At 67.6% G+C, this 26334-nt stretch carries 22 protein-coding genes and 1 other RNA gene; 9 read left to right on the top strand and 14 right to left on the bottom strand.

The window, feature by feature from the left end; genetic code table 11:
- The first annotated feature begins 41 nt into the window (after nt 1–41).
- A complete protein-coding gene (locus tag GGR73_RS18535) occupies nt 42–1562 on the top strand; it encodes a tryptophan halogenase family protein (protein ID WP_184458274.1) in 1521 nt (506 codons plus the stop codon).
- 252 nt (nt 1563–1814) lie between these two features.
- Here the strand turns inward: GGR73_RS18535 and pyrF are convergent, their stop codons facing one another.
- Nucleotides 1815–2546 carry an orotidine-5'-phosphate decarboxylase gene (gene pyrF, locus GGR73_RS18530; RefSeq protein ID WP_039520894.1) on the bottom strand — a complete coding sequence of 244 codons (732 nt, stop codon included), beginning with the start codon at nt 2544–2546 and terminating at the stop codon, nt 1815–1817.
- Nucleotides 2543–3508, bottom strand: a complete 966-nt coding sequence (locus GGR73_RS18525) for a 5'-nucleotidase, lipoprotein e(P4) family (protein WP_184458272.1) — start codon at nt 3506–3508, stop codon at nt 2543–2545. Before GGR73_RS18525 ends, pyrF begins: the two co-directional genes overlap by 4 nt.
- A 281-nt stretch (nt 3509–3789) precedes the next feature.
- On the opposite strand from GGR73_RS18525, the gene GGR73_RS18520 reads away from it, so the two are divergent.
- Nucleotides 3790–4446 (top strand): YceH family protein, encoded by a 657-nt coding sequence (locus GGR73_RS18520; RefSeq protein ID WP_102252908.1) that lies wholly within the window; start codon nt 3790–3792, stop codon nt 4444–4446.
- 159 nt (nt 4447–4605) lie between these two features.
- Here GGR73_RS18520 and GGR73_RS18515 read toward each other — a convergent pair whose 3' ends face one another.
- From GGR73_RS18515 to GGR73_RS18495, 5 genes are read right to left on the bottom strand one after another with little or no spacing between them, the layout of a single operon-like run.
- Nucleotides 4606–5457: an STM4011 family radical SAM protein gene (locus tag GGR73_RS18515; RefSeq protein WP_024937646.1), complete on the bottom strand. Its 852-nt coding sequence runs from the start codon at nt 5455–5457 to the stop codon at nt 4606–4608.
- 7 nt (nt 5458–5464) lie between these two features.
- Complete coding sequence (locus GGR73_RS18510; protein ID WP_024937647.1) at nt 5465–6826, bottom strand: STM4012 family radical SAM protein; 1362 nt, start codon at nt 6824–6826, stop codon at nt 5465–5467.
- Nucleotides 6823–7641, bottom strand: a complete 819-nt coding sequence (locus GGR73_RS18505; protein ID WP_104569492.1) for an STM4013/SEN3800 family hydrolase — start codon at nt 7639–7641, stop codon at nt 6823–6825. The genes GGR73_RS18510 and GGR73_RS18505 overlap by 4 nt, the downstream gene beginning before the upstream one ends.
- Nucleotides 7634–8755, bottom strand: a complete 1122-nt coding sequence (locus GGR73_RS18500; RefSeq protein ID WP_104569610.1) for an STM4014 family protein — start codon at nt 8753–8755, stop codon at nt 7634–7636. Before GGR73_RS18500 ends, GGR73_RS18505 begins: the two co-directional genes overlap by 8 nt.
- A gap of 19 nt (nt 8756–8774) precedes the next feature.
- Nucleotides 8775–9686 carry an STM4015 family protein gene (locus GGR73_RS18495; protein WP_102256370.1) on the bottom strand — a complete coding sequence of 304 codons (912 nt, stop codon included), beginning with the start codon at nt 9684–9686 and terminating at the stop codon, nt 8775–8777.
- A 151-nt stretch (nt 9687–9837) separates the two neighbouring features.
- On the opposite strand from GGR73_RS18495, the gene GGR73_RS18490 reads away from it, so the two are divergent.
- The 4 genes from GGR73_RS18490 to GGR73_RS18475 are packed head-to-tail and all read left to right on the top strand — an operon-like array spanning nt 9838 to nt 15905.
- Nucleotides 9838–10956, top strand: a complete 1119-nt coding sequence (locus GGR73_RS18490; protein ID WP_054592235.1) for an AAA family ATPase — start codon at nt 9838–9840, stop codon at nt 10954–10956.
- Entirely contained in the window at nt 10953–11366 is a 414-nt protein-coding gene (locus tag GGR73_RS18485; protein ID WP_046345136.1) for a bpX5 domain-containing protein, read from the top strand. The genes GGR73_RS18490 and GGR73_RS18485 overlap by 4 nt, the downstream gene beginning before the upstream one ends.
- The gene (locus GGR73_RS18480) at nt 11363–13213 is read left to right on the top strand and encodes a hypothetical protein (RefSeq protein WP_184458270.1); all 1851 of its coding nucleotides are present in this window, start codon (nt 11363–11365) and stop codon (nt 13211–13213) included. Before GGR73_RS18485 ends, GGR73_RS18480 begins: the two co-directional genes overlap by 4 nt.
- Nucleotides 13206–15905: a bpX6 domain-containing protein gene (locus tag GGR73_RS18475; RefSeq protein WP_184458268.1), complete on the top strand. Its 2700-nt coding sequence runs from the start codon at nt 13206–13208 to the stop codon at nt 15903–15905. The genes GGR73_RS18480 and GGR73_RS18475 overlap by 8 nt, the downstream gene beginning before the upstream one ends.
- Nucleotides 15906–15995: 90 nt before the next feature.
- On the opposite strand, the gene GGR73_RS18470 is transcribed toward GGR73_RS18475, so the two are convergent.
- Nucleotides 15996–17030: a DUF4272 domain-containing protein gene (locus GGR73_RS18470; RefSeq protein WP_184458266.1), complete on the bottom strand. Its 1035-nt coding sequence runs from the start codon at nt 17028–17030 to the stop codon at nt 15996–15998.
- Between the two features lie 70 nt (nt 17031–17100).
- Here GGR73_RS18470 and GGR73_RS18465 point away from each other — a divergent pair.
- Nucleotides 17101–17176: non-coding RNA, sX9 sRNA (locus GGR73_RS18465), on the top strand.
- 4 nt (nt 17177–17180) lie between these two features.
- Here the strand turns inward: GGR73_RS18465 and GGR73_RS18460 are convergent.
- On the bottom strand, nt 17181–17771 hold the full coding sequence (locus GGR73_RS18460) for a GNAT family N-acetyltransferase (RefSeq protein WP_184458264.1): 591 nt from the start codon (nt 17769–17771) through the stop codon (nt 17181–17183).
- Nucleotides 17772–17833: 62 nt separating this feature from the next.
- Entirely contained in the window at nt 17834–19810 is a 1977-nt protein-coding gene (gene rep / locus GGR73_RS18455; RefSeq protein ID WP_024937657.1) for a DNA helicase Rep, read from the bottom strand.
- A gap of 113 nt (nt 19811–19923) precedes the next feature.
- Between rep and GGR73_RS18450 the strand changes: the two genes are divergently transcribed.
- A complete protein-coding gene (locus GGR73_RS18450; protein ID WP_024937658.1) occupies nt 19924–20589 on the top strand; it encodes a thymidine kinase in 666 nt (221 codons plus the stop codon).
- 206 nt (nt 20590–20795) lie between these two features.
- A complete protein-coding gene (locus GGR73_RS18445) occupies nt 20796–22040 on the top strand; it encodes a sensor histidine kinase (protein WP_184458262.1) in 1245 nt (414 codons plus the stop codon).
- A 147-nt stretch (nt 22041–22187) separates the two neighbouring features.
- Here GGR73_RS18445 and GGR73_RS18440 read toward each other — a convergent pair whose 3' ends face one another.
- From GGR73_RS18440 to GGR73_RS20225, 4 genes are all read right to left on the bottom strand, one after another.
- Complete coding sequence (locus tag GGR73_RS18440; protein ID WP_039522777.1) at nt 22188–23789, bottom strand: glucan biosynthesis protein; 1602 nt, start codon at nt 23787–23789, stop codon at nt 22188–22190.
- 68 nt (nt 23790–23857) lie between these two features.
- Nucleotides 23858–24961, bottom strand: a complete 1104-nt coding sequence (locus GGR73_RS18435) for a DUF4380 domain-containing protein (protein WP_184458260.1) — start codon at nt 24959–24961, stop codon at nt 23858–23860.
- Nucleotides 24962–25145: 184 nt separating this feature from the next.
- Complete coding sequence (gene mutM / locus GGR73_RS18430; RefSeq protein ID WP_184458259.1) at nt 25146–25961, bottom strand: bifunctional DNA-formamidopyrimidine glycosylase/DNA-(apurinic or apyrimidinic site) lyase; 816 nt, start codon at nt 25959–25961, stop codon at nt 25146–25148.
- A 91-nt stretch (nt 25962–26052) separates the two neighbouring features.
- Nucleotides 26053–26334 (bottom strand): hypothetical protein (locus GGR73_RS20225; protein ID WP_221234274.1); only part of this gene is annotated, 282 nt, incomplete at its 5' end.

The raw sequence follows: 26334 nt of genomic DNA, 5'->3' as shown, positions 1-26334 counted from the left end.
TCGTTTGTCCGTCCGCCATCTTTGCCCAGGAACACACAGGCATGATCCCCGCTCCCCTCCGCAATATCGTCATCGTCGGCGGTGGCACCGCTGGCTGGATGGCCGCCGCGGCGTTCGCGCGCGTGCTTGGCCCCGGCTTCAAGGTGCAGCTGATCGAGTCCGAACAGCTCGGCACCGTCGGCGTCGGCGAGGCCACCGTGCCGCACATCAAGGCCTTCAACAATTTGCTCGGCATCGACGAAGCCGAGTTCGTCCGCCAGACCCAGGGCAGCTTCAAGCTTGGCATCGAGTTCGTCGACTGGCAGCGGCCCGGCACGTCGTATATCCATGGCTTCGGCACCCAGATTGGGCACCCGCTTGGGCTGCTGCCGTTCCACCAGTACTGGATCAAGCAGCACGCGCGCGGCAAGGCGCAGCCGTTGGGCGCCTATACGCTCAACACCGTGGCCGCGGTGCGCGGCAAGTTCATGACCTCGGCCGGCGATGTGCCGGCCAATTCGCCGCTGGCCAATATCGCCTACGCGTATCACTTCGATGCCACGCAGTACGCGCGCTTCTTGCGCACTTACGCCGAACAGCGCGGCGTCACCCGTATCGAAGGCCTGGTCGAGCAGGTGCAGCTGCATGCGGACAGCGGCCACGTGCAATCGCTGCAGCTGGCCTCCGGGCAGGTCGTCAGCGGCGACCTGTTCATCGACTGCTCCGGCTTCCGTGGGCTGTTGATCGAAGAAACGCTGCACACCGGCTACCACGACTTCACCCATTGGCTGCCCTGCGACCGCGCCCTGGCGGTGCCGAGCGAAAACGTCGGCCCGCCCACGCCGTATACGCGCTCCACCGCGCGCGCGGCCGGCTGGCAATGGCGCATCCCGCTGCAGCACCGCACCGGCAACGGCTATGTGTACTCCAGCGCGCACATCAGCGACGACGAAGCCGCCGCGACGCTACTCGCCAACCTGGAGGGCAAGCCGCTGGCCGACCCGCGCCCGCTGCGCTTCACCACCGGGCGCCGCAAGCAGTTCTGGAACCGCAATGTGGTGGCGCTGGGCCTGGCCAGCGGCTTCCTGGAACCACTGGAATCGACCAGCATCCACCTGATCCAGGCCGGCATTTCCCGGCTGCTGGAGCTGTTTCCGCGCGAGGGCATCAGCCCGGTGCTGGTGCAGCGCTACAACGACCGGCTGGCATTCGAGTTCGACCGCATCCGCGATTTCCTGGTGCTGCACTACCACGCCACCGAGCGCGACGACAGCGCGTTCTGGCGCCACTGCCGCACCATGCCGATCACCCCGGAGCTGCAGACCACGCTGGACCTGTTCCGCGACAGCGGGCGCTTCTACCGCAATGCCGAGGAGATGTTCGCCGAGATCAGCTGGGTGCAGGTGATGGTCGGCCAGGGCATCCTGCCGCGGGGCTACCACCCGCTGGTGGACCAGGTGCCTGATCACGACGCCGAACGCTTCCTGGCCAGCGTGGCGCAGACCATCGGCCACTGCGTGGACGTCATGCCGACCCACCAGCAGTTCATTGATCGCTACTGCAAGGCAGCGGCGCCGCGTTGAGCGACGGCACCGCCGACGCAGTCGCTGCAAGCACCGATCGGCAGGCAAAAAAAAGGACCGGGCACAAGGCCCGATCCCTTCGAAAACCGGGACAAGCCCGGTGGACAATGAGTGGCACAGCTTCCGACTGACATCGGACGAGGGGCATCGTACGCAGGCTTTAACGTTAAAGCAACACTTTAATTCTATCGCTTTAACTTATTGATTTTGCTCGCTTGCACCATGCGCAGCGTGCACTATCCCCATGCTCCGTCAGTGCTGCTCCGCTCGCAGCACTGCCTGGATCTCTGCCTGGATCGCATTCGCCGCAGCGGCCGGATCGGCAGCCAGGCGGATCGGGCGGCCAACCACGATGGCATCGGCGCCGTCGTGGAAGGCCTGCGCCACACCCACGGTACGTTGCTGATCGTCGCCGACCGGGCCGCCGGGGCGGATGCCGGGGCAGACGATCGAAAACCCTGCGCCGGTGGCGCTGCGGATCGGGCCGGCCTCCTGGCCGGAGGCGATCACCCCGTCGATGCCGGCGGCCTGCGCGGCCAGCGCGCGCTCCACCACCACCTCCACCGGTTCGCGGTCGATGCCCATCGCCGCCAGGTCCGGCCGGCCCATCGAGGTCAGCACGGTCACCGCCAGCAGGCGCATGTCGCCGTGGTTGGCCTCGGCGGCGGCCTGCAGCATGCCGGCGTGCCAGCCGTGCACGGTGCAATAGCTCACCGGCCACTGCGCCAGGCGGCGGATGGTGCCGGCCACGGTGGCCGGGATGTCGAAGAACTTCAGGTCCACGAACACGCGCTTGTCGCGCCTGGCCAGGGCGTCGAGCACCTGGAAGTACTCGCCAGAGGCCAGCAGCTCCATGCCGATCTTGTAGAAGGACACCGACTCGCCCAGGCGGTCGACCCAGGCGATCGCCTCGTCGTGGCCGGGCACATCCAGCGCAAAGATCAACCGCTCATGCGCGGCCAGCGGCAACGGGGCGCGGCTCATCGGGCCACCTCCAGCGCGGCGCGCTTGGCATCGTGGCGCTGCTGCCAGGGCTGGGCGTAATCGTTGTTGAACTGCGCCGGCTCCCAGCCGCCGTAGCTGGGGTTGGGCAGCATCCACCAGCGCTCGCCGAACCAGTCGTGGTATTGCTGCAGCAGCGCGCCACGCGCCTGGCCGGTGTTGGCGGTGACCTGCACGAAGTCGCCCAACTGGTCGCCGAACTGCATCAGCACGCGGTACTTCTGGCCGGCCAACTGGCGCCGGCAGTTCTTCTCGCTGCCGTTCTGCTCGCAGCCCTGGACCACGGTGCCAAGGCCCAGAAACACGCTGTCATCGGCCACCGGCAGCCCGACGCTGCGCAGGTTGGCCAGCGTGGCGTCCTTCAGGTGCACGGCGCGGTTGGAGATGTAGACCAGGGTGATGCCGCGGGCGTTGGCGGCCTTGGCGAAATCCACCACGCCCGGAATCGGCTTGGCCTTCTTCTCGGCCACCCATTGGTCCCAGCTCAACTCGTCGTATTCCTTGCCATCGCGCAACAGACGCGCCTGGTACGGCGAGTTGTCCAGCACCGTCTCGTCCACGTCCAGCACCACCGCCGGCTTCAGCCCGGTGGCGGCATTGCCGCGTTCCTCGGGCACCAACGCGTCCCAGTTGGGCTGCTTCAGCGCAGCGTCCAGCTTGTCGGCAGCGGCGCGGTAGGTCTGCTCGGCCACGGCGCGGTATTCCTCCGAGCGCTGCATCCACAGCACCGCGTTGAGGTTGTCGTCGCCGGCCGGCACGGTGGCGGCTGCGGGCGGCGTGGCGGTCTTGGCTGCGGCGGCGCCGGCGGTCGCATTGGCGGACACGGCCGCGTCCTGCGCGCGCTGCGCGAGCTCCTTATCGCCGGGTTTGCAGGCGCTCAGGGCCAGCGCAGTGCAGGCGAGCAGGGACAACGGGGCGTAAAGCGAGGGGCGCATGGCATCCACCAGGACAGGAGCGGCAATTAAGACCGCGATTTTAGCGGGTTCGCGCCGCCCCGCCCGCTCCGGCCGACGGCAGTGCTGCGGGCAGCGGCACGTGCGCACGCATGGCGACGTGGCCACTGCGGCATTTGCTGGCGATGCGCGCGTGCTTCATGCGCCCTCAACGACTGACGGCCGCTTCGATCCCGTTGCCGCTCTGGCTGCCCTGCATGGGATCGCGGCCTGAAGAACGCCAATGCAGGATCGGCATATGCTTGTGCGCTGATTGCCCCGGAGTCGCCCCCATGACAGATGCACCTTCCCCGCCCGTCCTCGATACCGCCCAGGCCCGCGTGCTTGGCTGCCTGATCGAAAAAGAGGCGACCACGCCGGATGCGTATCCGCTCACGGTCAATGCCGCGCAGGTGGCCGCCAACCAGAAGACCGCACGCGAGCCGGTGCTGAACCTGCAGACCGGCGTGGTGCATCACGCGCTACGCCAGCTGGAAACGTTGGGCCTGGTCCGCCAGCAGTTCTCCTCGCGCGCCGAGCGTTACGAACACCGGCTGGGCAGCGTGCTGGATCTGACCCGCCAGCAGGTGGCCCTGATCGGCCTGCTGCTGTTGCGCGGCCCGCAAACCCTGGGCGAACTGTTCGCGCGCAGCGAGCGGTTGGCGCGCTTCAACGATGCCGACGACGTGCGCCACCATCTGGACCGGCTCATCCAGCGCGGCCTGGCGGTGCAACTGCCGCGTGCCAGCGGCCAGCGCGAGGACCGCTACATGCATCTGCTCAGCGGCGAGCTGGATCTGGACGCACTGCAGGCCGCAGCTGCCACGCGCGAGAGCACGCCGCGCGGCGCCGACAGCGCTGCCCTGGAAGCGCGCGTGCAGAGCCTGGAAGAGCAGCTGCAGGAACTGCGCGAGCAGGTGACCGCGCTGCTTACCCGCCTGGGCGCGTAAGCGCAGGAAGCGAAGCGCTCGCCCCGCCGCCAGTCGCACGCGGCCAATGCCTGGTGCGGCACGGCCCGCGCGTGCACTGCGGTAACTGCGCGCCGTCCCTGACAACTGCCCGCCACGGTGCGAGCCGCTCCGGGCAAGTCACCGCTCGGTACTGACGGATCACACCGTCGCCGGCACCCGTTCCAGCACGCCGCCCGCATAGTCGGCCTGGAACGGCAGGTCCGGCCGATGCACATAGCCGATGAAGCAATCGCACCGCGTATTGGGGCAGCTGCGGGCACGCAGCTGCGCGGCGAAACTGCCGTCGTAGAGATTGCCCAGCGGCGTAGCGACGAAGTGGCAGCGCCGCACGGTGCCATCGCCATCCACCGACAGCACCGACTCGCCGGTCAGGCAGGGCGCGCCGAAGCTGGGCGGCGGGGCGAGGTTGTAGCCGAAATGCGGATCGATCCGGCTCAAACGCTGCACTTGCTCGGGCGTGTAGTAGTTCGGCGGGCGCGGATCGAAGGCGTTGAGCCACATCGGCGTGGCGGCAGGCAGTGCAGCACGTAGCGCCTCGATCTCGTCCATGTGCGCGTGCGAGGCGACCATGCCCACGCTGTGGCGCACGCCGCGTTCGCGCAATGCCTGGCAGCGTCGCAGGAAGGCCGCGCGCGTCACCTGGCTGGGATGGTAGGTGCACCACAGCGCCAGGCGGTCGAGATTGGCCGCGTCCAGCCAGCGCATGCCCGTGCACAGGTTGGTCTGGATCGCCACGCGGCGCAGCTGCGGCAACTGGCTCAGCTGCACCATCGCGTCGCGGTAATGCCGCCGCACCAGACCCTCGCCCCAGGGCGTGAACAGGATCGACAACGGCCGCGTCTGTGCCTGCGCCCAGCCGACGAACCGCGCCAGATCCTGCGCATCGCGGCGCAGCGCGGCGGGGCTGTCGTAGGTCTTGGCGAACGGGCAGTAATCGCAGGCGTAATTGCAGCTGCTCAGCCGTCCCCGATAGAGCAATGACAGATGCATCGGCCGCTTACCCGACCTGGTACTGCTGCATGCGCTCGACAATCGGCGCAGAGGTCAGCCACGGGCCGATGGTGTCGGCCCGCTCCATGCCTGCGGCGGTGAGCGACAACAGTGCTCCGTGCTGCTGCGCCAGCCCCAGCGCCAGCAACTCCTGCAGCTGCGGCAAGGCCTGCAGGCAATCCAGGCCGAAGCGCTGACGGAAGTCGTCGCGGTCCAGCCCCGGGAACACCAGCAACGACTGGATCGCATGCCGCCGCATGGCATCGTCGGCATCCAGCGCGATGCCGTAGTCGGCGCAGGCGAAGCTGGCCGGATCGCGCGCCAGGTAGTGATCGAGAATCTCCGCCACCGAGCGCCGGCTGACACCGTATTCGCTGGAGTAATGCAGGCCGGCGGTATACGAGCGCGCGCCGCAGCCGATGCCCACCATGCCATCGCTCTGGCAGCAGTACACCGGCGCGTCGCCATCGCGCGCATGCGGGGCGCGGAACATGCGCATCGAGACCTGCGTGTAGCCGGCCGCCAGCAGATGATCGCGTCCGGCCCGGTACAGCACCAGGCGCTCGTCCAGCGGCTCTGGGTGCAGCATGAAGCTGCGTCGCCCGCCGCTCTTGGCCTCGATCCGGCCCAGGCCGGTCATCGGCCGCACGTACAGCGGATACAGATACAGCTCTTCGGGCGCATGCCGCAGTGCGCTGTCGATGGAGGCCAGGAAGCTGTCCACGGTCTGCCCGGCGATGCCGTAGATCAGATCCAGATTCAGCGTCGGGATGTCCTGGGCGCGAATGGTGGCGATCGCCCGCTCCACCGTGTCGCGCTGCTGCGGCCGCACCAGTGCGCTCACTTCGGCGGCGCTGAAACTCTGGATGCCCATGCTGACCCGATCGATGCCGGCCTGCCGGCAGACCCGCAGCCGCTCGGCATCCACGGTTTCCGGCGAGACCTCGATGCCGGCCGGAATGGTGTCCAGCGCAATCGTCGCGTGCTGCGCCACCATGTCGAACACGCGCTGCAATTGCGGAGGAGTCAGATAACTCGGCGTGCCGCCGCCCATCGCAAAGCGCACGAAGCGGTGCGTGCCCAAGGCCTGCACGGTGGCGCGCAATTGCTGCTCCATCTGCAGCAGATAGGCCTCCACCTGCGCCGCTGCCGGGCGTGCCAGCGCGAACAGGTTGCAGAACCCGCAGCGGTACGAGCAGAACGGGATATGCAGGTACAGAAACAGCGCCTGCCGGGGTTCGTCGGCCCAGACCTGCGACAACGGCACGGCCGGCTGCAGCGGCCGGTAACTGGTCTTGTGCGGATACGAGTACGAATAGGCCTGATAGGGCGGCTGGCGCAGCAACTCGGCCAACGAAGGCAGGCTCATGGGGTCACCAGGAAATGGGCATAAGGCACGGTCATCACCACCTCGTGGGCCAGGCGATGGCCATGGTAGCCATCCTCGCCGTAGGCCGTGCCGTGATCGGAACAGACGATGGCAAACGCGCCACCACGCGCACGCAGTGCGGCAAACAACGGCGCCAGCGCCGCATCCACATAGCGCAGCGCGGCGCAGTGGCTGTCGAAGTCGTCGCGTACCGCACCGGGGAGGTAATGGCAATTGGGCTGATGCAGGGCCGAGACGTTGATGAAGAGAAAACAGCGGGTATCGCGCAGGGCGGGATCGCCCAGGCGTGCGCAGGCCAGGGCGACCTGGCGCTCGGTCGAATCGGCGGCAGCGACGCCAAACGCCGGCGACCAGTGGCTCTCGCCGAACAGGCCGGGCAACTGCGCACCGAGCGCGTTGGCCTTGTTGAAGAAGCCGGTGCCACCGATGCACAGCGTGTGATACCCGCAGCGCGACAGCCCATCGACGATATCGCCGCTGTCGGCAAACACCTGGGTCTGCGCGACGATGGTCTCGCTGCCGTCGAAGGCCAGCGCGAACAGGCGCGGGTGCGGGCCCTGGCGCGCAGGGGTCGGTAAAAACCCAGCGAAAAAGGCCATGTGGGCCGCGTAGGTAAAGCTGCCCGGCGTGTGCCGCCGCTCCCAGCCATCGGCCGGCAGGTACGGCGCCAGCACCGGCAGCTCGCCCCGTGCAAAACAGCGCTGCGCAGCGTCGTAGCGCAGCGTATCCAAGGTGATCAGCACGATGTCGTACGCACCGACGATGGCGTGCATGTCCGGCAGCGTCTCAACCATGCAGGCGGTTCTCGCAATCGGTGTCGGCGACGCTGCCGACGGCGGCGCCAAGTGCTGCCTGATCCTCGTAAGTCGTGCGCCCCTGCCAGCGCAGCTGCGGCAGCAGGTCGCCAAAGCCGTTGGCTTCCAGCACATGGCAGCGCCCGGCGCGCTGTATCAGGTCGAAACCGATCATGCGACAGTCGGCAAACGCGCTGGCCGCCTGCGCCACGGTGCTGGCTACCGCCGCATCCACGTCGGCACGCTGCCAGGCCTGCGCCGGCAGGCGCCGGTTGCCCAGGTGCAGATTGGTCAGCGGGCCGCGGCTGGCACGCGCCACACGCTGCCGCGCCGCACCGTCGAACGCGATCACGCGCAGGTCGTAGTGATAGCCGGGCAGGCCGGGCGCGCGCGGCTTGGGAATCCACCGCTCCAGGTAAGCGCCCTGCGCGGCGATCGCATCCACCAGCGGCGCGATCTCCTCGCTGCGGGTATAGCGGCGCTGGCGCAATGCGTTGAACACCCGCACCTGGCCGCCCTGCACCACCAGCTCGGCCGAGCCGCTGGCGATCTGGCGCCCATCGCGGTGCCAGCGATACGCCAGCACCCCCGCGCCGGACGATCCGTAGCGCGGCTTGAGAAATGCCTGGTTGCAGCCGCTCGCCTGCAGGCGTTCGCGCAGGCCGGCGTAGCTGTCGACCGTGCCCAGCAGGGCAGGCACGGTGACACCTGCCGCAGCCAGGCGCTGCTGGCAGCCAAGCTTGTCGGTCATTGCCAGCAGATCCGCCGGTGGATTCAGATAGCGCGCCGCCGGCAAGGTCGCAAACAGGTCCGCAAACCCCGCATGCCACAGATGCTGATGCGCGAGTTCGCCATGCGCCAATGGCGCAGGTGCCGGCCCAGGCCGGCCCAGACACTGCCAACCGCGCACGATCAGCGCCTGATGCAACCCCGGCGCCTCGCCCGGCGATTCCAGCTTGACCAGCGCGGCCGGATGCCGCACCAGCCAGTCCTGCAACGGCGCTGTGGTGTCCAGCAGCTGCAGATAATCGAACACCTTGGCCGCAGGCTGGCCCTGCGCCTGCAATGCCTGCTGCAGGGCGGCAACCCTGCGGCTGTCCCGTGGCCCCACCACGACCCAATGCGCGCTCACGTCATTCGGAGACAGCGACGTAGCGCTCGTCTTCTTCTTCCTCTTCGGGGTCTTCCAGGATCACCGTGACCGGCAACGTCGTCAGACGGGCCTGCCAGTCGGCAGAAATGTAGTGATGGCTCAGATCGATCCGCTGCAGCTGGCCCAGCTGCGTGCTTTCGACCAGGGCCCGCGCGCCGACATCGCCGATGGTGCCCAGCGACAAGTCCAGCGTGTCCAGGCTGCCCAGCCACGGCTGGGTCGCCAGCCAGCTCGCCAGTTCGTCGGTGTTGGCTGCATTGCGCAGGCCCAGATAGCGCAGACGCTCCGGGCCGATGGCTGCCAGCAGCCGCTGATAGGTGCCCAGATCGCCGTCGTAGCCGTAATCCTCCACGCCCAGCCAGAGCTCCAGGTGCTGCAGCGCCGGCAGCGTGGAGTCGGCGATCGCCTGCACGATGGCTGACGGCAGCCCGCCGCATTCGATCGCCAGTTCCTGCAGCTGCGTATGCGTGAACGGGGTCAGCACCAATTTGGACGAACCGCGCACGCGCAGCGATTGCAGCGCCGGAAATGCGGCCAGCAGCGGGGTGTAGTCGGTCTGGATGATCCACGACACCTCGCAGTCCTCGCAGACCATGTCGCCGACGAACAGCGCGCGCAACGCGGTCAGTTCGTCGCGGCGTTCGATCAGCCGCTGCAGATAGCCGCTGGGGCCTTCCTCGTAGGATTCACGCCAGGGGCCGATGATCAATGCCTGGATGCTGGCCGGGTCGACCTGCGCCAGCAGGCTGTCGAGCAACTCCGCCTGGCTGCCTTCGCCTTCGTAGTCCTGGCGCAGCCGGTACACAACGTCGCCGCCGCTGGCGGGCTGGTCCACACTGAAGTCCACCACGCGCTTGCCGCGATAGAATTCCGAATACTCGCCGATCGTCATTGCATTGCCTCCCTGGCTCGGTGAGCGCACAGGATACCCGCACGCTCGTGGCAGCCTCGTTAATGCCATGCGCCACCGCTTCATCACCCGTTCCACAGGCGGTCGCCGGTGCCTGCACCGCGCCGCACGTCTTGCTCGAAGGACCGATCGCATGCACGCCCATCCCGCCGCCGCGCGCATTCGCGCCACCGTCCAGGCCGCCACGACCGGATTGATCGAGCGCGATCAGCTGGCCGAATTGATCGTGCTCGCAGCGGTGGCGCAGGAACATCTGCTGATCATCGGCCCGCCGGGCACCGCCAAGAGCGCGGTCGTGCGGCGCGTCGCCGCCGCACTGGGCGGTCGCTATTTCGAATATCTGCTGGGCCGCTTCACCGAACCGGCAGAGTTGTTCGGCCCGGTGGACCTGCGCAAATTGCGCGAGGGCAGCGTGCAGATCGACGTGACCGGGATGTTGCCCGAGGCGGACATCGCCTTCCTCGACGAAGTCTTCCTGGGTTCCACCGCCATCCTCAACACCTTGCTCGGGCTGCTCAACGAACGCCGCTTCCGGCGTGGCCAGACCGATCTGCACTGCCCGTTGCGCCTGTGCGTGGGCGCGGCCAACGCGCTGCCGGACGACGATGCGCTGGCGGCCTTCAGCGACCGCTTCCTGCTGCATCTGTTCGTCGACCCGGTGGCGGACCATCAGCTCGAAGCGCTGCTGTCCGGCGGATGGCAGGCCGAGCGTGCGCCGCTGCACCCGGTCGCCGGGCTGGCCGACCTGGACCTGTTGTGCGAACAGGCACGTGCGGTGGACATGGATGGCGCACGCACGGCGCTCGCCGCAGCGATCCGGACATTGCGCGGCGCAGGCGTGCAGCTGTCGGACCGTCGCCTGGTCAAGACCCAGCGGCTGATCGCCGCCGCCTGCGTGCTGGCCGGACGCACCCAGGCCAGCGAGGCCGATCTGTGGCCGCTGTTCTATGTGCTGCCGACCCGCGAGCAGCAAGCCAGCGCACGCGACCTGCTGCGCGGCACCCTGGCCGCCGCCACCAATCCCACCTTGCGCGCGGCCGTCGAACAGGCCGCCCTGCAACCGCTCTCGCGCACTGCCCGGCTGGTGGAGGCCGCCCAGTGCTGCCTGCAGGATCAGCACAATCCCGCCGTGCGCACCATGGCCGAAGCCTTGCTGCGCGAGATCGATGCCAACTTCACGGCCGCCTCGCTGCCGGCCGAGCTGGCCCACGAACGCACGCGCCTGATCGAGCAGATCGGCAGCGGCGCGTGAACTGGTCGTGGCAGGACGAGCCGGTGCCGGTCGCCCCGCAGGGGGTGATCGGCGTGGGCGATGCCGCACGCGGGTTGCTGGCGGCATGGGCGCGCCTGTCCGACGGCGCGGGCTTGCTGGTCACCGCCACCGCGCAGGCCTTGCTGCTGACCGGCCCTGCGCCGCAGCTCCCCTGGGCCGACGGCGTGCAGTACGTGGCGCCGCGCGCGGACGCCCCCGGCCTGTGGTTGCCCACCGCCGAACGTCCCGACCTGCCGCTGGAACTGCTGGAGCGTGCGCTGCGCCGCCAGCACGGGGCGCAGCCGCTGTTGCTGCTGCGCTCACCGGCACTGGTACTGCCGCTGCATCGGTTGCTGCCGGCGCGTGCCGAGGTCGTGGCGCAGATCCGTCAGCGCTGGGAGGCCGCGTGAGCGCCGTGCTGCAGATGCCTGCACCGCTACAGCCCTGGCGGCTGTGGCTGGACTGGTTCGACCCGCAGATCGCCGCCCAGCTCGGTCCCTGGTTGGTGCGCCTGGACCCCTTGCTCGGCCGCGCCAGTCGCCTGCGCCGCCAAGACGGCGACAGCGAGCCGGACGGCATCGACGATCTGCGTCGGCGCGGCAGCTACGAGCACCTGCTGCTGAGCGAGTGGGCCCTGGCAGACGCACTGCCGGAGGAATTCCTGCGCCGCGCCGCACACGCCGAGCACCTGTTCCTGGTGCCCCGGATGCAGACCCGCACGCGCGATGCGCGCCTGGTGGCGATCTTCGATGCCGGCCCGGCGCAATGGGGCGCACCGCGCCTGGCACAGATCGCGTTGTGGATCCTGCTGGCACGCCGTGCGCAGGCGGCCAATGCGCGCCTGGTCTGGGGCCTGGCGCATCTGCCCGGCGAGCTGCACGACGCCGACAGCCCCGCCCGGCTGCAACAGCTGCTGCAGGGCCGCACCTTCGAGGCGACCGGCACGCAGCACGCGCACGCCTGGGCCACGCAGTTGGCAACCGCCACGCCGACCACCAGCGAGTGCTGGTGGATCGGTGCGCAACCGGTGCGCGCAGCACCGTTCCACCACCAGGCCAGCATCGCGCCTGCAGCCGATGCGCATCTGCAGGTGGGGCTGCAGACGCGCCACGGCACCCGCAGCAGCCTGTTGCCGGTGCCTGCCAGCATGGCCGCCACGCAGCTGCTGCGCGGGCACTTCATCGACACCCAACGCCCCGCCGAGGCCGACGCCGCAAAACACGTGGTCAAGGGCAAGTTCTCGCTGCGCCACGCACCGCTGTTCAGCCCGGACGGCAGCCATGTCGCGTTGCTGCTGGCAGACGGCTACCGCAGCGCGATGGTGAAGGTGCAGCCCGCCGACAGCGTCAAACGGGCGGCGCCGCGCTATCACCAATGGACGCAGGGCGGACAGCTGCTGTGCCTTGCGGCGCAGAACAAGCACGTGGGCGGCATCGTCGCGATCGGTCAGCAGGCCGAGTGCTGGAATCTCGATGGCATGCCCCGCTCCATCGAGGCTGGCGGTCAGAGCATCTGTCCCGTACCCGGCCAGGTGCGGCTGCGTCCGTGCGTGTGGCTCAACAGCGGCGGCCAGCCGCAGCGGTTCCTGCTGTGGGACCAGCACGGCCGGCTGATGTCGTGGACGCGCGATAGCGCCCAGCGGCAGCGGGTTGCGCACGGCAGCGAGATCGCCGGGCAGGTGGTGGCGCTGGCGCAAGGCGATGCCGAGCACGCGGTCTACGCCACCCATGTCGCGGGCGAACTGCGGCTGCTGCGCCTGCATCGCACCGGCAAGCAGGACCTCGTCCTGCAGCTGGCGCTGGGGTCGCGTCCGCCGGTCGTGTTGCTGCGCAACCTGGTCCAGGAGGGCCAATGGCGTGGCGCCATCGCCCTGGAACTGGCAAGCCGCCAGGCCGGCGGCGACCGCTCGCTGGCCTACCGGGTACTGCACGGGGGGCCGGCCGATGGCTTCCAGGAATTCGAGGCGATCGTGGCGTCCGGCGACAGGGCGATCGGCCTGATCGGCGACCCCGACGCGCCGCAACACAGCCTGCTGCTGGTGCTGCGCGCCGATCGTCGCGCACTGCTCGCCATCGGGGCCACCGGACGCCGGACACTGCATCACGCCGCCAGCGAGATCAGCGCTGCGGCGGTGTCCAGCGATGGCGCGCGGGTCGCCCTGGTCACCCTGCAGGGGCAGGCCTGGATCCTGGGCGATGGCGGGCTGACCCCGTTGATGGTGGTGCAAGGCCAGGCAGAGCAACCCGGCCATGACTAGCCCCGCGCGCACGGACAACGCTGGCGGCAGCGTGCGGTACCCGCTATGGCACGGCAGCCAGATGGTGTCGGCGTTGTGGTTCTCGGCGGCGTGGCTCGGCCCGGAGCAACGCCTGGCCAGGCTCGTACGCGCCTGGCAACCGGGCAGCCGGGCGCTGCGCTTCGCCGACGGCGATGTGCTGTGCTTCGCCGCGCCGCGTGCGCTGGTCTGCGAGCAGGCGCCCGGCCTGGCGCTGTGCCAGGCGCATGGCGGCCTGTTTTCCGGCGCGTTGACCGCCGCCGAGGCGGCGCAGTTGCCCCCCGCCGATATCGGTCTGGTACATGGCGCCCAGGTGATCGCGCTGCAGTGGCACCAGGCGCTACCGCTGGATCCTGCCGAGGCGATCGACATGACCGGCTACCCGCTGCACACGCCCTACGACTGCAGCCCGAGCGCGCCACCGTTGGAGGTGGACCGGCTGCGCGGCAAACCGCTGCGGCAACTGCTGGGCGATGCCGTCCCGCCAGCCAGCGCAGAGCGCGATGCGTTCCTCCGCGCGCTGAAGACGCAGCGCCCCGAGGTGCAGAACAGCACGCTGTGGCAACGCCTGCTGGCGCGCGCTCAGCGCACGCTGGGCAGCGCGCATGCGCCGGCATCGAACCGATCCGCAGCCACCGGGCAGCGCACGCACGTGCCGGCACGCCGGGACGCAGCAGCGGTCTCGGCCTGGCGCACGCGGCTTGCCCGCGCACTGGTTGCCTCGCGGCTGGCCGGCCTGGTCGGACATCGCCAGGGTGCCTACATGCGCCGGATGCTGCGCCAGTTCGAGAACGGCGATCTGGACGAAGCCTTGCGCAATGCGCTGCCGCTCGATGGCGTGGGCGAGTCCTTGGGGCAGGCGTTCGGGGTGCCACAGCGGCGCAGCGACCTGAGCTTGTCGCGCACGCGCGGCGCCGGCACCCGCATCGGTCTGGGCGAAGACCTGCAGGCGCATCTGCGCGCGACCTATCGCAGCGCCTTCGCGCGCCTGGACCGCGAGGGGCAGATCGATCGTGCGGTGTTCGTCCTGGCCGAATTGCTCAATGCGCGCCACGAGGCGCTCGACTATCTGGTCAAGCACGCCCGTTACACACAGGCCGCAGAGCTGGCGCTGGGCTGGGACATGCCGGCGGCGATGATCATCCGGCTGCTGATGCTGGCCGGCGATCATGCACGTGCCGTGCAGGTCGCGCGCCGCGATGGCGCCTTCGCCGCGGCAATCCAACTGCTGCACGGCACCGACCGCGCACTGGCCGACGCGCTGCGGCTGGAATGGGGCCAGGCACTGGTGCAGGCCGGCGACTGGCTGGCCGCCGTGGACGCGGTGTGGCCATTGCACGCGGCGCGCAACCAGGCCGCGCAGTGGCTGCTGGCCGCCGAACAGGCCGGCAGCACGCTGCGCGCACGCGCCCTGGTCAAGCGCGCGCAGCTGTTGCCGGACACGCTGGAACACTATGCCGAGCGCATCGCCGCGCTTGCAGACCCCACCGCCGACGCCGCACCGCGCAGTGAAATGGCAGCGGCGCTGCTGGTGGATGCTTCCCCCAACCGCTCGCTGCAACAGCTGGCGCGGCAGCTGCTGCCGGCGATCGCCGCCGATCATGCGTTCGCACGCAACAGCCTGTCCGTCGGCGATCTGACCACGCTGCTGAAGCTGGCCAAGGACCCCCTGCTCAGCGCCGATATCCCAGCCTTCAAACCACGCGCCGCGACCAGCCAATCCAGGCTATGGGAGGGCGCCACCACCGTGCACCTGCAGGCACCGCAGGCCGGCCTGGCGGCCATCCACGACGTGGCCGCACTCCCGGATCGCCGCTATCTGCTGGCCCTGGGCGAAGCCGGTGCGGCGGTGGTGGACGCGCACGGGCGCCTGCTGCGGCGCTACCCGGCGCCTGCATTCGGAGTCGTCATCGCCGATAGCGGACAGGTCGCCCTGGCAATCGCCCCCCGCGAGCGCGTGTCCACCGTCCATCGGCTGGATCTGATCACCCACGCGATGCGCGACCTTGGCCAGATCGCGCTGCAATACGCCGCGCCCAGCTACAGCGGAATCGGCTGGAGCATCGTGGTCGACAACCGGCTGCTGGTCGTCGATACCGACAAGGATCTGCACAGCGTGCTGTGGCATGTCGGCGACCTGCCTGGCCCGGTGATTGCGGCGGGATTCTTCAGCGATTGCGAGGTGTATCTGGTGCAGGCCCGCGAGCAGCTGGAGGACTGGACCTACAGCCTGCCCGAGAGACGCCTCAAGGCGCGCGATCCCCTGCGCGTGGACCCGCAAACACCGGTGCTCGCGCATCGGCTCGGCAGCGTGCAGCAAGCGGATGTGCGCACCGATCCCGATGGCGACATCTGCCTGCACTACCAGCACCTCGGCAACGCCCGTCAGTGCCGGTTGCATCACCGCAGCGACGCATCCGGCGCGCCGGATGGATCGAGCGTGGTGGCGCTTGAACTGGGATTCCTGGTTGGCCTGCATTGGCCGCACGGCGCGCGCTATTTCCTGGTGCGCCACCATGACGGCGGCATCGTGGCGTCGCTGGACTGGCCTGCGGGCATCGCGGTCAAGGTGCGAGAGCAGCCCGGCCACCTGCTGTTGCATGACGCACACGGCCGCCTGCTGGATCTGCAGACCGACCGCTCGCTGACCCACGCCATGTCCTTCCTCGGCTAGCGCGCAAGATCCCACCGCGCCACGACGCCATGCGGATGCACGCCGCTGAGGGGCTTGGCAGCACCAACGTCGCAGCGGTGCCCGCTCCGCTCAGGTCGGCGTATCCACCTCGTCCCAGTCGGCGTCTTCGAAGTGCAGCAGCCAGTTGAGGGTGTAGTGACGCTCGTAGACCACGCCCGGCACGATGCCGGCCGGTGGCGGTTGCTCGCTCTGGCCGGCCTGGCGCACCGCCCAATGCAGGCGTAAGTGCCGGTCCAGCGCATCCAGCAGTTCCGGCACCGGCCGTAGCGTCAGCGACGGCCGCATCGCGGCTTCGGCATGCTCCAGCGCGCGCTGGGCGGCCAGGGGCACATCGCACAGGCTGGTCGGCTCCGGCAACGCCTCGGCCAGCCCCAGGGCCCACTGCAGCACGGCCAGGCTCTCGTAGCGCCAGCCGAAGTTGGCGAGCTGCTGCGGCTCCGGTGCAGGCTGGGCAAAAAAGGCGCGCTCCTGCGGCGACAGTGCCGCCGCCACACCGGGCAGGCGGGTGTCCATCGCTTCCAACGCCGGTGGCGTATCGCCGGCGGCCAGCATCTCCGCGCGCAAGGCCGCCGCAAACAACGCCAGCATGCGCTGCGTCACCGCCGCCGCATCGCGCACCCGTGCTTCGGCCTCGCCAGGCACCGGCGGCAGGCTGGGTGGCACGCGGATGCCTTGCGCGGTCAGCTGCGCGAGTTGCTGCGCACGCCGCTGCAAGGCATCCGGCGGATACGGCACCTGCGCCTGCTCATCGATCGCCGGCTCGCCCTGGCTGATCAGCACACGCCCCTGCGGGTCGCGCACGCTGCCATCGGCCAGAAAACACACCGCATTGGCCTGCTCGGCCCATTGCGCCAATTCCCCGAAAGCCGCATCGTCGACCTCGAAGGTGAAGTGCTGGCGCACCCGCTGCACATGCCGCATCAGGTGATAGCGCGGCTGGGTCATCTGGCCGTCGCCGGCCTGACTCACGTAGCCGACGAAACCATGCAGATGCGTGGCCAATTCCGGATCGGCGTGGTCGCGGTGCTGCACGGCGGCGCGCGGCAGGAAATCCGGCCACAACGGCTCGCGCAGCGTGGAGTAGGCGTTGACCAGCAATGGCATGCAAGTGTCCTTGTTGGGGCGACGGACACAACGACGGCGCTCATCGCCAGGCAGGTGCGGTGCGGAGGCGCTGCGCCGCTCGTCCACCGAAGTGCCTGCGCGCCGTCCCCGCCACGCTGACGACTGTTTGCTGCGTTGTGTCGGCCGCGTTCAGCGGTGAGAGTCGCCGCCAGGGTGCCGCAGGCCTGCCCGGCTGTCCATGTCGGCCGGAGCGAGCGCGATCGTGTAATACAGCACCGGATGGTCCTCCTGGCTCAACACGCGCAGGCCTTGCCGCTGCAACCCAAGTTTTTCCAGCGCACGAATCGAACCGGCATTGTCCGGCGACACGATCGCGCACAGCTGCGGCAACCCCAGCACATCGCGTGCATGGTCCAGCACTGCGCGCCCGGCCTCGCTGACATAGCCCTTGCCGCGGTGCTCGGGCAGCAGTGCAAAGCCGATATGCGGCATCGGCAAGGTATCGCGGCACAACAACCCCAATGTGCCGGCAAACGCACCTTCGGCGCGCGTCTCCACCGCCCAGTGCGCAAAGCCGTATTTTTCCTGGTGGGCCTGCGCCCACTCACGCAGATGATCACGCGCCTGCTCGCGGGTGCGCACACCGCGGTCGTTGATGCCGGCGATGAAACCGGGGTCGTTGACCAGCGTCAGCACTGCGTCGGCATCGCGCTCGGGATCCAATGTCCGCAGGCGCAAACGCGGGGTTTCGATCACGACAGTCACGGCGCACTCCGGCATCAGGGCAAACCAGACTGCCGTGCAGGCGTGTCGCTGGCAAGCCTGCGCCTGCGCAATAACCGCTAGTCGAACAACGCCTGGATCGCCGCCAAGCCCGCGCTGGCGCGCTCTTTCTTGCGCTCGGCATCGGCCACCGGGTCGGCGCCGTCGCGCTGCAATTCTTCGGCCGGGATCTCGTCGAAGAAGCGGCTGGGCTTGAGCCGCACATGCTCGCCGAACTTGCGCGTCAATTTGCTGTGGCTCATCCACAGCTGCTCCTTGGCACGGGTGATGCCCACATACAGCAGGCGGCGCTCTTCCTGCAGGTTGCCTTCTTCCAGGCTCACTTCATGCGGCAGCACGCCGTCTTCGCAGCCGACGATGAACACATAACGGAATTCCAGGCCCTTGGACGCGTGCATGGTCATCATGCGTACCTGGTTGCCGCCATCGTCCTTGTCGTTGCGCGACAACAGCGCCAGCTGCGCGGCCAGATCGCTGGCACTTGCACCACGCGGGCCGCCTTCGAACCACTCGGCCAGCTCGTCCAGATTGCGCTTGCGCCGCTGGAAGCCGGTTTCGTCCTTGGACTGATTGCGCAGGTCGTTGAGCAGGCCGGATTTGTCGGCCAGCATGCGTACCAGCTCCCCCGCCGGCAGCCTGGCCGAATGTTCACGCATATCGCGCAGGATATCGGTGAACGCACTCAGGCCATTGGCCGCACGCGGCGGCAGGTGCTGCAGCGCGCCCATCGACTCGGCTGCGCGCGACATCGGCACCGACTTCGCACTGGCAAGCTCGGCCAGCCGCGCCAGCGAGGTCGCACCGACCTCGCGCTTGGGCGACTGCACTGCGCGCAAAAACGCCGCGTCATCTTCGGGGTTGACGATCAGCCGCAACCACGACAGCACGTCCTTGACTTCCTGCCGCTCCAGAAACGCAGTGCCACCGGTCAGGTGATACGGCACGCGCAGCAGCTGCAGCGCCTTTTCCAGTGGCCGCGATTGGAAATTGCCGCGAAACAGGATGCAGAAATCGCTCCACGGCACCTGCTTGGCGGTACCCAGGAACGAGATCTCGGCAGCGACCTTTTCCGCTTCGTGCTCGCTGTCGCGGCATTCCCACACGCGGATGCGCTCACCGTCGGCCTGGTCGCTCCACAGGGTCTTCAAGTGCTCGTGCGGGTTGTGCGCGATCAAGGCATTGGCCGCACGCAGCACGCGGTTGGAGCAGCGGTAATTCTGTTCCAGCTTGATGATTTCCAGCGCCGGATAATCGCGCCCCATCTGCTGCAGGTTTTCCGGATTGGCACCGCGCCAGGCGTAGATGCTCTGATCGTCGTCGCCCACGCAGGTGAAGTTGCCGCGCGGCCCGGCCAGCATTTTCAGCAGCCGGTACTGCGCATCGTTGGTGTCCTGGCACTCGTCCACCAGCAGGTAGCCGATGCGCTCGCGCCAGCCCATCACGATCTCTTCGTTGGCCTCCAGGATCTGCACCGGCAGGCGGATCAAGTCGTCGAAGTCCACCGCGTTGAAGGTGGTCAGCCGCGCCTGGTAGCGCTCGTACAGGCTGGCGGCTTCCTTTTCGCGATTACTGCGTGCCGCCGCCATCGCCTGTTCGGGCGACAGGCCGGCGTTCTTGGCGCGCGAGATCAGGTTCTTGGCATCTTCGATCGCATCGGGCTTGGCGCCGTGCATCAGGTCCTTGATCTGGGCGGCGGCATCGTCGGAATCGAAGATCGAAAAGCCGCGCTTCAAGCCGGCAGCGGCATGCTCGATCTGCAGGAACTTCAGCCCCAGCGCGTGGAAGGTACAGATGGTCAGGCCATCGGCGCCATCGCCACGGATACGCTTGGCCACACGCTCGCGCATTTCCTTGGCCGACTTGTTGGTGAAGGTGATCGCGGCGATGCGCTTGGCCGGATAGCGGCCGGTGGCGATCAGGTGCGCGATCTTCTCCACGATTACGCGCGTCTTGCCGCTGCCGGCACCGGCCAGCACCAACAAGGGACCTTCGCAGTGCAGCACTGCGGCGCTTTGCGGGGGATTGAGACCGTGCATAGAGGCTTCCAACAGAGCAGGCCATTGTACCGGCGCCGCGCCGGGCAGGCCTGCGCCGCCGGTTCATGCAGATGGCCGTCACCGCCGGCCGCCCGGCCCGGTAAAATCCACCAATGGCCAAGCTCTACTTCTACTACTCGGCAATGAATGCCGGCAAGACCACCACCTTGCTGCAGTCGGCGCACAACTACCGCGAACGCGGCATGCGCACCTTGATCCTCACGCCCAAGCTCGATCATCGCGCCGGGAGCGGCGTGGTGGCCTCGCGGATCGGCCTGCGCGCGGACGGGCGCACCTTCGATCGCGGCACCGAGTTGCAGCAACTGATCGAACGCGACATCCAGGCCGAAGGCGCGCTGCATTGCGTGCTGGTGGACGAGGCGCAGTTCCTCAACCGTGGCCAGGTCTGGCAGTTGAGCGAGGTGGTCGACCGCCTGCGCATTCCAGTGCTGTGCTACGGCCTGCGGACCGACTTCCGCGGCGAGCTGTTCGAGGGCAGCCAGTTCCTGCTGGCCTGGGCCGACGAGCTGGAGGAGATCAAGACCATCTGCCACAGCGGCAGCAAGGCCACCATGACCGTGCGCGTGGATGCGCAAGGCCACGCGGTGCAGGACGGCCCGCAGGTGGAGATCGGCGGCAACGAGCGCTATGTGTCGGTCAGCCGCGCCGAGTTTAAGAAGATCATGCGTGGCGAAGGCCGCATCGACCCGCTGCAGATCGCACTGCCGCTACCGCCGGCGGGCTCGTCGGACAGGGAAACCGGCACGGGGACGGGCTGAAGAATTCAGCCGAAATGCCGTTGAAGCGCTGCTCCGGTATGCACGTGTGATGCGCCGCTAAACCCCTGCAGGCATTCGATCGCCGCTGTATTTCCGCTACACATCAACAGGCGTATCGTTGCGGTGCCGTTGCAGCGATCCACGCGCAACCAGGCGCAACCGCAGTCCTGTAAACTGGCGACCATCCACTTGTCGGGAGGCAATTCATGGGTCCGCTTCCTCCCGAGTTACGCGCAGATATCGCGCGTGTTGGCCGGCTATCGTCGGTCCCGGATGTCCTGACCATTCTCACCCGTCTGACCGGCATGGGGTTCGCGGCTGTTGCACGCGTGACCGATACGCGCTGGATCACCTGCCAGGTCCGCGACGAGCTGTCGTTCGGCCTGGCGCCCGGCGACGAGCTGCCCCTGGTCACCACCTTCTGCGACAGCGTGCGCACCCAGGGCAACGCAGTGTGGTTCGGCCATGCCTCCGAGCACCCGGTCTTCCGCGACCACCCCACGCCGCGGCTGTATGGCTTCGAGAGCTATGTGTCGGTGCCGATCAAGTTCGACGACGGCAGCGTGTTCGGCACCTTGTGCGCGCTGGACCCGTTGCCGCGCGTCATGGACGCGCCGATGGTGGAAAAGGTCGAGCTGCTGGCGCAACTGCTGGCAGCGCAGATCCAGGCCGAACAACGCGCCGAAGAGAGCGCGCAGGAATCGCGGCGCGCACGCAGCGAACTGGGGCGTATCGGCGCCTCCGCGCGCCTGCGCGAAGAATTCATCGGCATCCTTGGCCACGATCTGCGCAACCCGCTGCAGTCCATGCATGCGGTGGTGGACATGCTGGCGATCGACCCGCTCAACCAGCGCCAGGGCGGCGCGATCCGGTCGATGCAGCGCAGCCTGCGGCGCATGGAAGAACTGATCGACTTCGCCAACGATTTCGCGCGCGGTATCGAACGCGACTGGCTGCAGCTGGACTACGGCAACGGCAGCGATCTGCTCGATGCCTTGTCGCAGGTCGTCGACGAAACCCGCGCCGCGTATCCGAACCAGGTGCTGTCCACGCATGTGGCCATCGACGAGCCGGTGCATGGCGATGCGGTGCGCCTGGCGCAGATGTTCGGCAGCCTGATGATCAACGCCGTGGTGCAGGGGCAACAGAGTTCGCTGATCAAGGCGGTCGCGGTCACCGAGCAGGGCCGCCTGCGCATCGAGGTCTGCAATCTGGACGGGATCGATCCGCGCCGGCTCGACGTGCTGCAGGCCTCCACCCACGTACACACCGGCGGACGCGCCTTGCCCGAAGTGGATCTGGGCCTGCACATGGCCGCCCAGATCGCCCGGGCTCATCAGGGCGAACTGCGTATCCTCAGCGGCAAGGACGGCACCTGCTTCCGGGTGGACCTGGCCTGCGTGCGCCCGCGTGCGCGCATGCAGTTGGTCAACAGCTCGACGTCGGCCTGAGTCCGCGACGCCTGGGCGCCGCATCAGCGACTGTGCGGCTGTAACGCAGCCGCGGTCGCCATTCGAGATCGGCGGCCTGTCGTCACTGCGCCATCCGCACCTGCCTGACAATCGCCCACCTCATCGGTCGCGCGACGTCCCTGTGCGCTAGTAGACCTTGCGCTCGCTCGCCGGTGGCGGCGTCCACTGGTACAGCCAGGTCTCGGTCAGCGGCTTGCCGTTGGCGCGCAGGAACAGGCGGATATCGATCTGCCGGGTGCTGTCATCCGGAGGCACCAGGTCGAACATCGCCCGATAGCCCTTGAGCTCATGCAGCGGACGCGCCGACACGATCTCGGTGCTGCCACGCGACACCTGGAGGATGGCCTCGACCTTGGCTTTGGGGTCCTTGGCCAACGCAGCCAGTTCGCCCCCGGCAAAATCCACCGCAAACCGCCACGAGAAATGGCTGCGCTTCTGCCCGACGATGCCGCCCAGGCCGGTGCGCGTGGCCACACAGTGCGCCAGCGGCGAGCTTGCCGGCGGATGCGCGCCCCAATACAACCGGTACCCCATCAGCAACTCTTGCCCCGGCTGCGGCTTGTCCTGCGGATTCCAGAACGCCACGATGTTGTCGAAGGTCTCGTCCACGGTCGGAATCTCGACCAGCTGCACCGAGCCCTTGCCCCAGCCGTTCTTGGGTTCCACCCACAGGCAGGGGCGCTTCTCGTAGAACACGCCGTCGTCCTGGTAATGGTCGAAGTTGCGATCACGCTGCAACAGGCCGAATCCGCGCGGATTCTCATCGACGAACATGTTGAAGCGCAGCTGCGGCGGATTGCACAACGGCCGCCAGATCCACTCGCCGCCACCGGTCCACATCGCCAGGCCATCGGTGTCGTGGATTTCCGGCCGCCAGTCCCAGTCCATGCGGCGATCGTTTTCGCCGACCTGGTACATGCTGGTGCACGGGCCGATGCCCAGCCGTTCGATGGTCTTGCGCGGGTAGAGCGCGCTGTCGATCTCCATCACCAGCACCTCGCCATTGGTGATGGCAAAGCGATACGCACCGGCAACGCTGGGCGAGTCCAGCAGCCCGTAGACCACCACGGTGTTCGAATCGTCGGCCGGCTGTTCCAGGTAATAGGCGATGAAGTCCGGGAACTCCTCCGGCCCACCGGTACCGGTGTCGATCGCCAGCCCGCGCGCCGACTGCCCATACTGGCCTTCCTTGCCGACCGCGCGGAAATAGCTCGCGCCCAGGAAGGCCGAGAAATCGCGATCGGTGTCCTTGCGCGTGTTGAGACGGAACCCGGCAAAGCCCAGGTCCTTAGGCAACTGCTTGCCGCCCAGCCCGCTGCTGCCGTAATCGAACGCCGCCGGGTCGTAGGCCAGTTGCTGTGCCTGGCCGTCGACGATGTCGTAGATATGCACGGGGGTATGGAAGTACAGCCCCAGATGAAAGAACTTCGCCTGGAACTTGCCGTTGCCGTCTGCCCATAGCGCATGGTCCTGGCGGTAGCGGATCGACTGGTATTGATCCCAGTTCAATGCTTCCAGCGACCCGGGAAGCAGCTGCTTGTGGCTCTTGTAAGGCGCCGTGGCCAACGCACGCGCCTGCCCCTTGAGCCAGCCATAATCGAATGGTTGCGGCTGTCCCAAGCGACGCAGACCAACGGCCTTGGCCGCCAACGCCCACTGCGGCAGCGCCGGCAAACCGAGCGCGGCCAATGCGGCGGCGGCATTCTTCAGGAAGTGGCGTCGTTGCATGCGCATCGGTCTGCTCAGGGAATGGCCGCCATCATAGCCACAGCTCGGCACGGAGGTGAATGCGGAGGTCAGGGCGCGGCAGACGAAGGCGCGCACGCATTGGTCAGCTGCAGCTCCTGCGCCTTGCTGCACAGGAACTGGTGTTGCGCCTGCTGCGCGTCGGGTCCGGTGTAGCGCAGCAAGGTCCACTGCTCGTTCGCCTGCATGCGCTCGCCCGGCGCCAGCTGCCGGTACGGTGCGTGTACTTCCATTTCCAGCAGTCCGCGCTCGGGATGCTGCGGCGGCGCGTCCAGATACAGCTCCACCTGCCCTTGCTCCGGATGGATCGCGGACAGCGGCTGATGCGCAAAGCGGATCACCAACACCTGGTCGCCCGCAAAGCCCACCATCCAGCCTGCCGAAGGCTGCAACAACACCTTGCCGCGCTGAATCAGACCGTCCTGTCGTGCATCGGCACGCAACGCAAACACGCCGCCTTGATGCCGGTAGGTCGGCGCAACCGTGCCGACCTCGGTCGGCGGCTGAACACGGATATCAGCTGCATTGGCCACCGGTACGAATACACGCGTGCCCGCCGCGACCCGCGTGTTGAACCACAGATCCCAGGCGATGGACTCGCTGCGGATATTGCGGGCGGTGGCCTCAACCTCCACGGTATCGGCACGCGTGGATGAAAGAGCCACGCGCTTGCGTAGCTGCACGCCGGTGACCGGACTAGGCACGCCTTCCAGGATCAGGTGATCGCCACTACGTGTGACTGCACGTGTGGTTGCCAACGACAGATACGGATCCGGTGGCCAGACCGCGGTGGCCGCCTTGCGTGTCGGGTTGACCTGTTGATGCACCCACCACTGACTCTGCGGCCCTACCCAGACATCGTGGCCGAGGTACGGGATATCGCCTGCGGTCGCGGACACTTCTGGCACGGGCTGCTGATCAACTGCCTCACCCGTCTTCAACACGTTGGGGTGTCCACGCAAATTAAAGGACAACACGCGCCCACCGAACGCGGGCGTAGCACTGAGTTCAACAACTCCGTTGTGCAACTGGATGCGCTCAACTGCAGGTTTGGTGCTGGACGCAAGCTCATCCGCGCATGCGCCTGTTGCCAGCGGCAACGCTGATGCACCCACAAGCATGATCGGCATCAAGTAGCGCAGTGAGGCAGGCATGGACGACTCCAATCACAGGACGTCACGATTGTGGCGCGATGCACGGCAACGCACCATCAAGCAATCGGCCACTGTGGCTCCAAGGGTGCCGTTTGCTGTTATCCAAGGGCTACTCGCCAGCTGTCGTAGCTGATGCAGAACTGGAGGTTGGTGTTTCGATCAGCGTGGGTCACGTGGCCGGCGTTCAACGTTGGCAACTGCTGCACCACACCGTCGCACGTTGCCCGATCGTGGCGTGTTTCAACGCACGTCCACACTGCTTGCAGGCTTCACCCTCGCGCCCATACACCGTGAGTTCCTGCTCGAAGTAACCGGGCGCCCCGTCCGGGCTGATGAAATCGCGCAGCGTGGTACCGCCGCGCTGGATGGCGTAGCCGAGGATGTCTTTCACTGCCGTGGCCAGACGCCGGTAACGGTCCAACGACACTTTGCCCGCTTCGCGTAATGGGCTGATTCCGGCGCGATGCAGGCTTTCTGCCGCATAGATATTCCCCACGCCGACGACGACCGCCTGATCCATCAGAAAGGTTTTCACTGCCGCGCGCCGGCCATGCGCCAATGCATGCAGATAATAGCCAGTAAATGCATCCGATAAGGGTTCCGGGCCGAGTGCCGCCAGCAGATCGTGCACGTGTGCATCGCTCTGCCACAACAGGCAACCAAACCGGCGCGGATCGTTGAAGCGCAGGACACGGCCATTTTCCAGGCTGATATCCACGTGATCGTGCGCCCGCGGCGGGGTATCGCCGGGTAAGACGCGCAGGCTTCCGGACATTCCAAGATGCATCAGCGCGCTGCCGCCGGCATCTGTATCGATCAACAGGTATTTGGCCCGGCGACGCACATCGGTGATGGTCGCACCGGGCAACAAGCGCTCGATCTGCTCGGGAATGGGCCAGCGCAGGTCGGGGCGTCGCAGGATGACGCCATGGATGCGTTGGCCAACCAGATGCGGAGCCAGGCCACGCAAAGTGGTTTCGACTTCGGGCAGCTCGGGCATGCAGGTCTCCAATCGTCCAGGCCGGCGGTACGCCGGCACGGATCAATATGGTGGCCAACGGCAGTAAATCCAGCTCGTCGCCCCAGTCTCGTTACGGTGCTCGATTGCGCCTGAAACGTCCGGGTGCCGTGGTGAGATTCGGACCTTTGCCTCTGGCTTTGGCTTTGGCTTTGGCTTTAGCTTTAGCTTTAGCTTTAGCTTCAGCTTTGGCTTTGGCTTTGGCCAGCTCGCTTAAATTTAGCCCCGGCTCTGGCTCTGGCTCTGGCTTTTCGCGACCGAATTTCGCACAAAAAGAAACCCTCAGTCCTGTTGGACTGAGGGTTTCGGGTAAAGCCCCTGGCGATGACCTACTCTCGCATGGCTTGAGCCACAC

It is taken from the genome of Xanthomonas sp. F14 (assembly GCF_014199865.1).
This window is presented reverse-complemented; position numbering and strand designations above follow the sequence as displayed.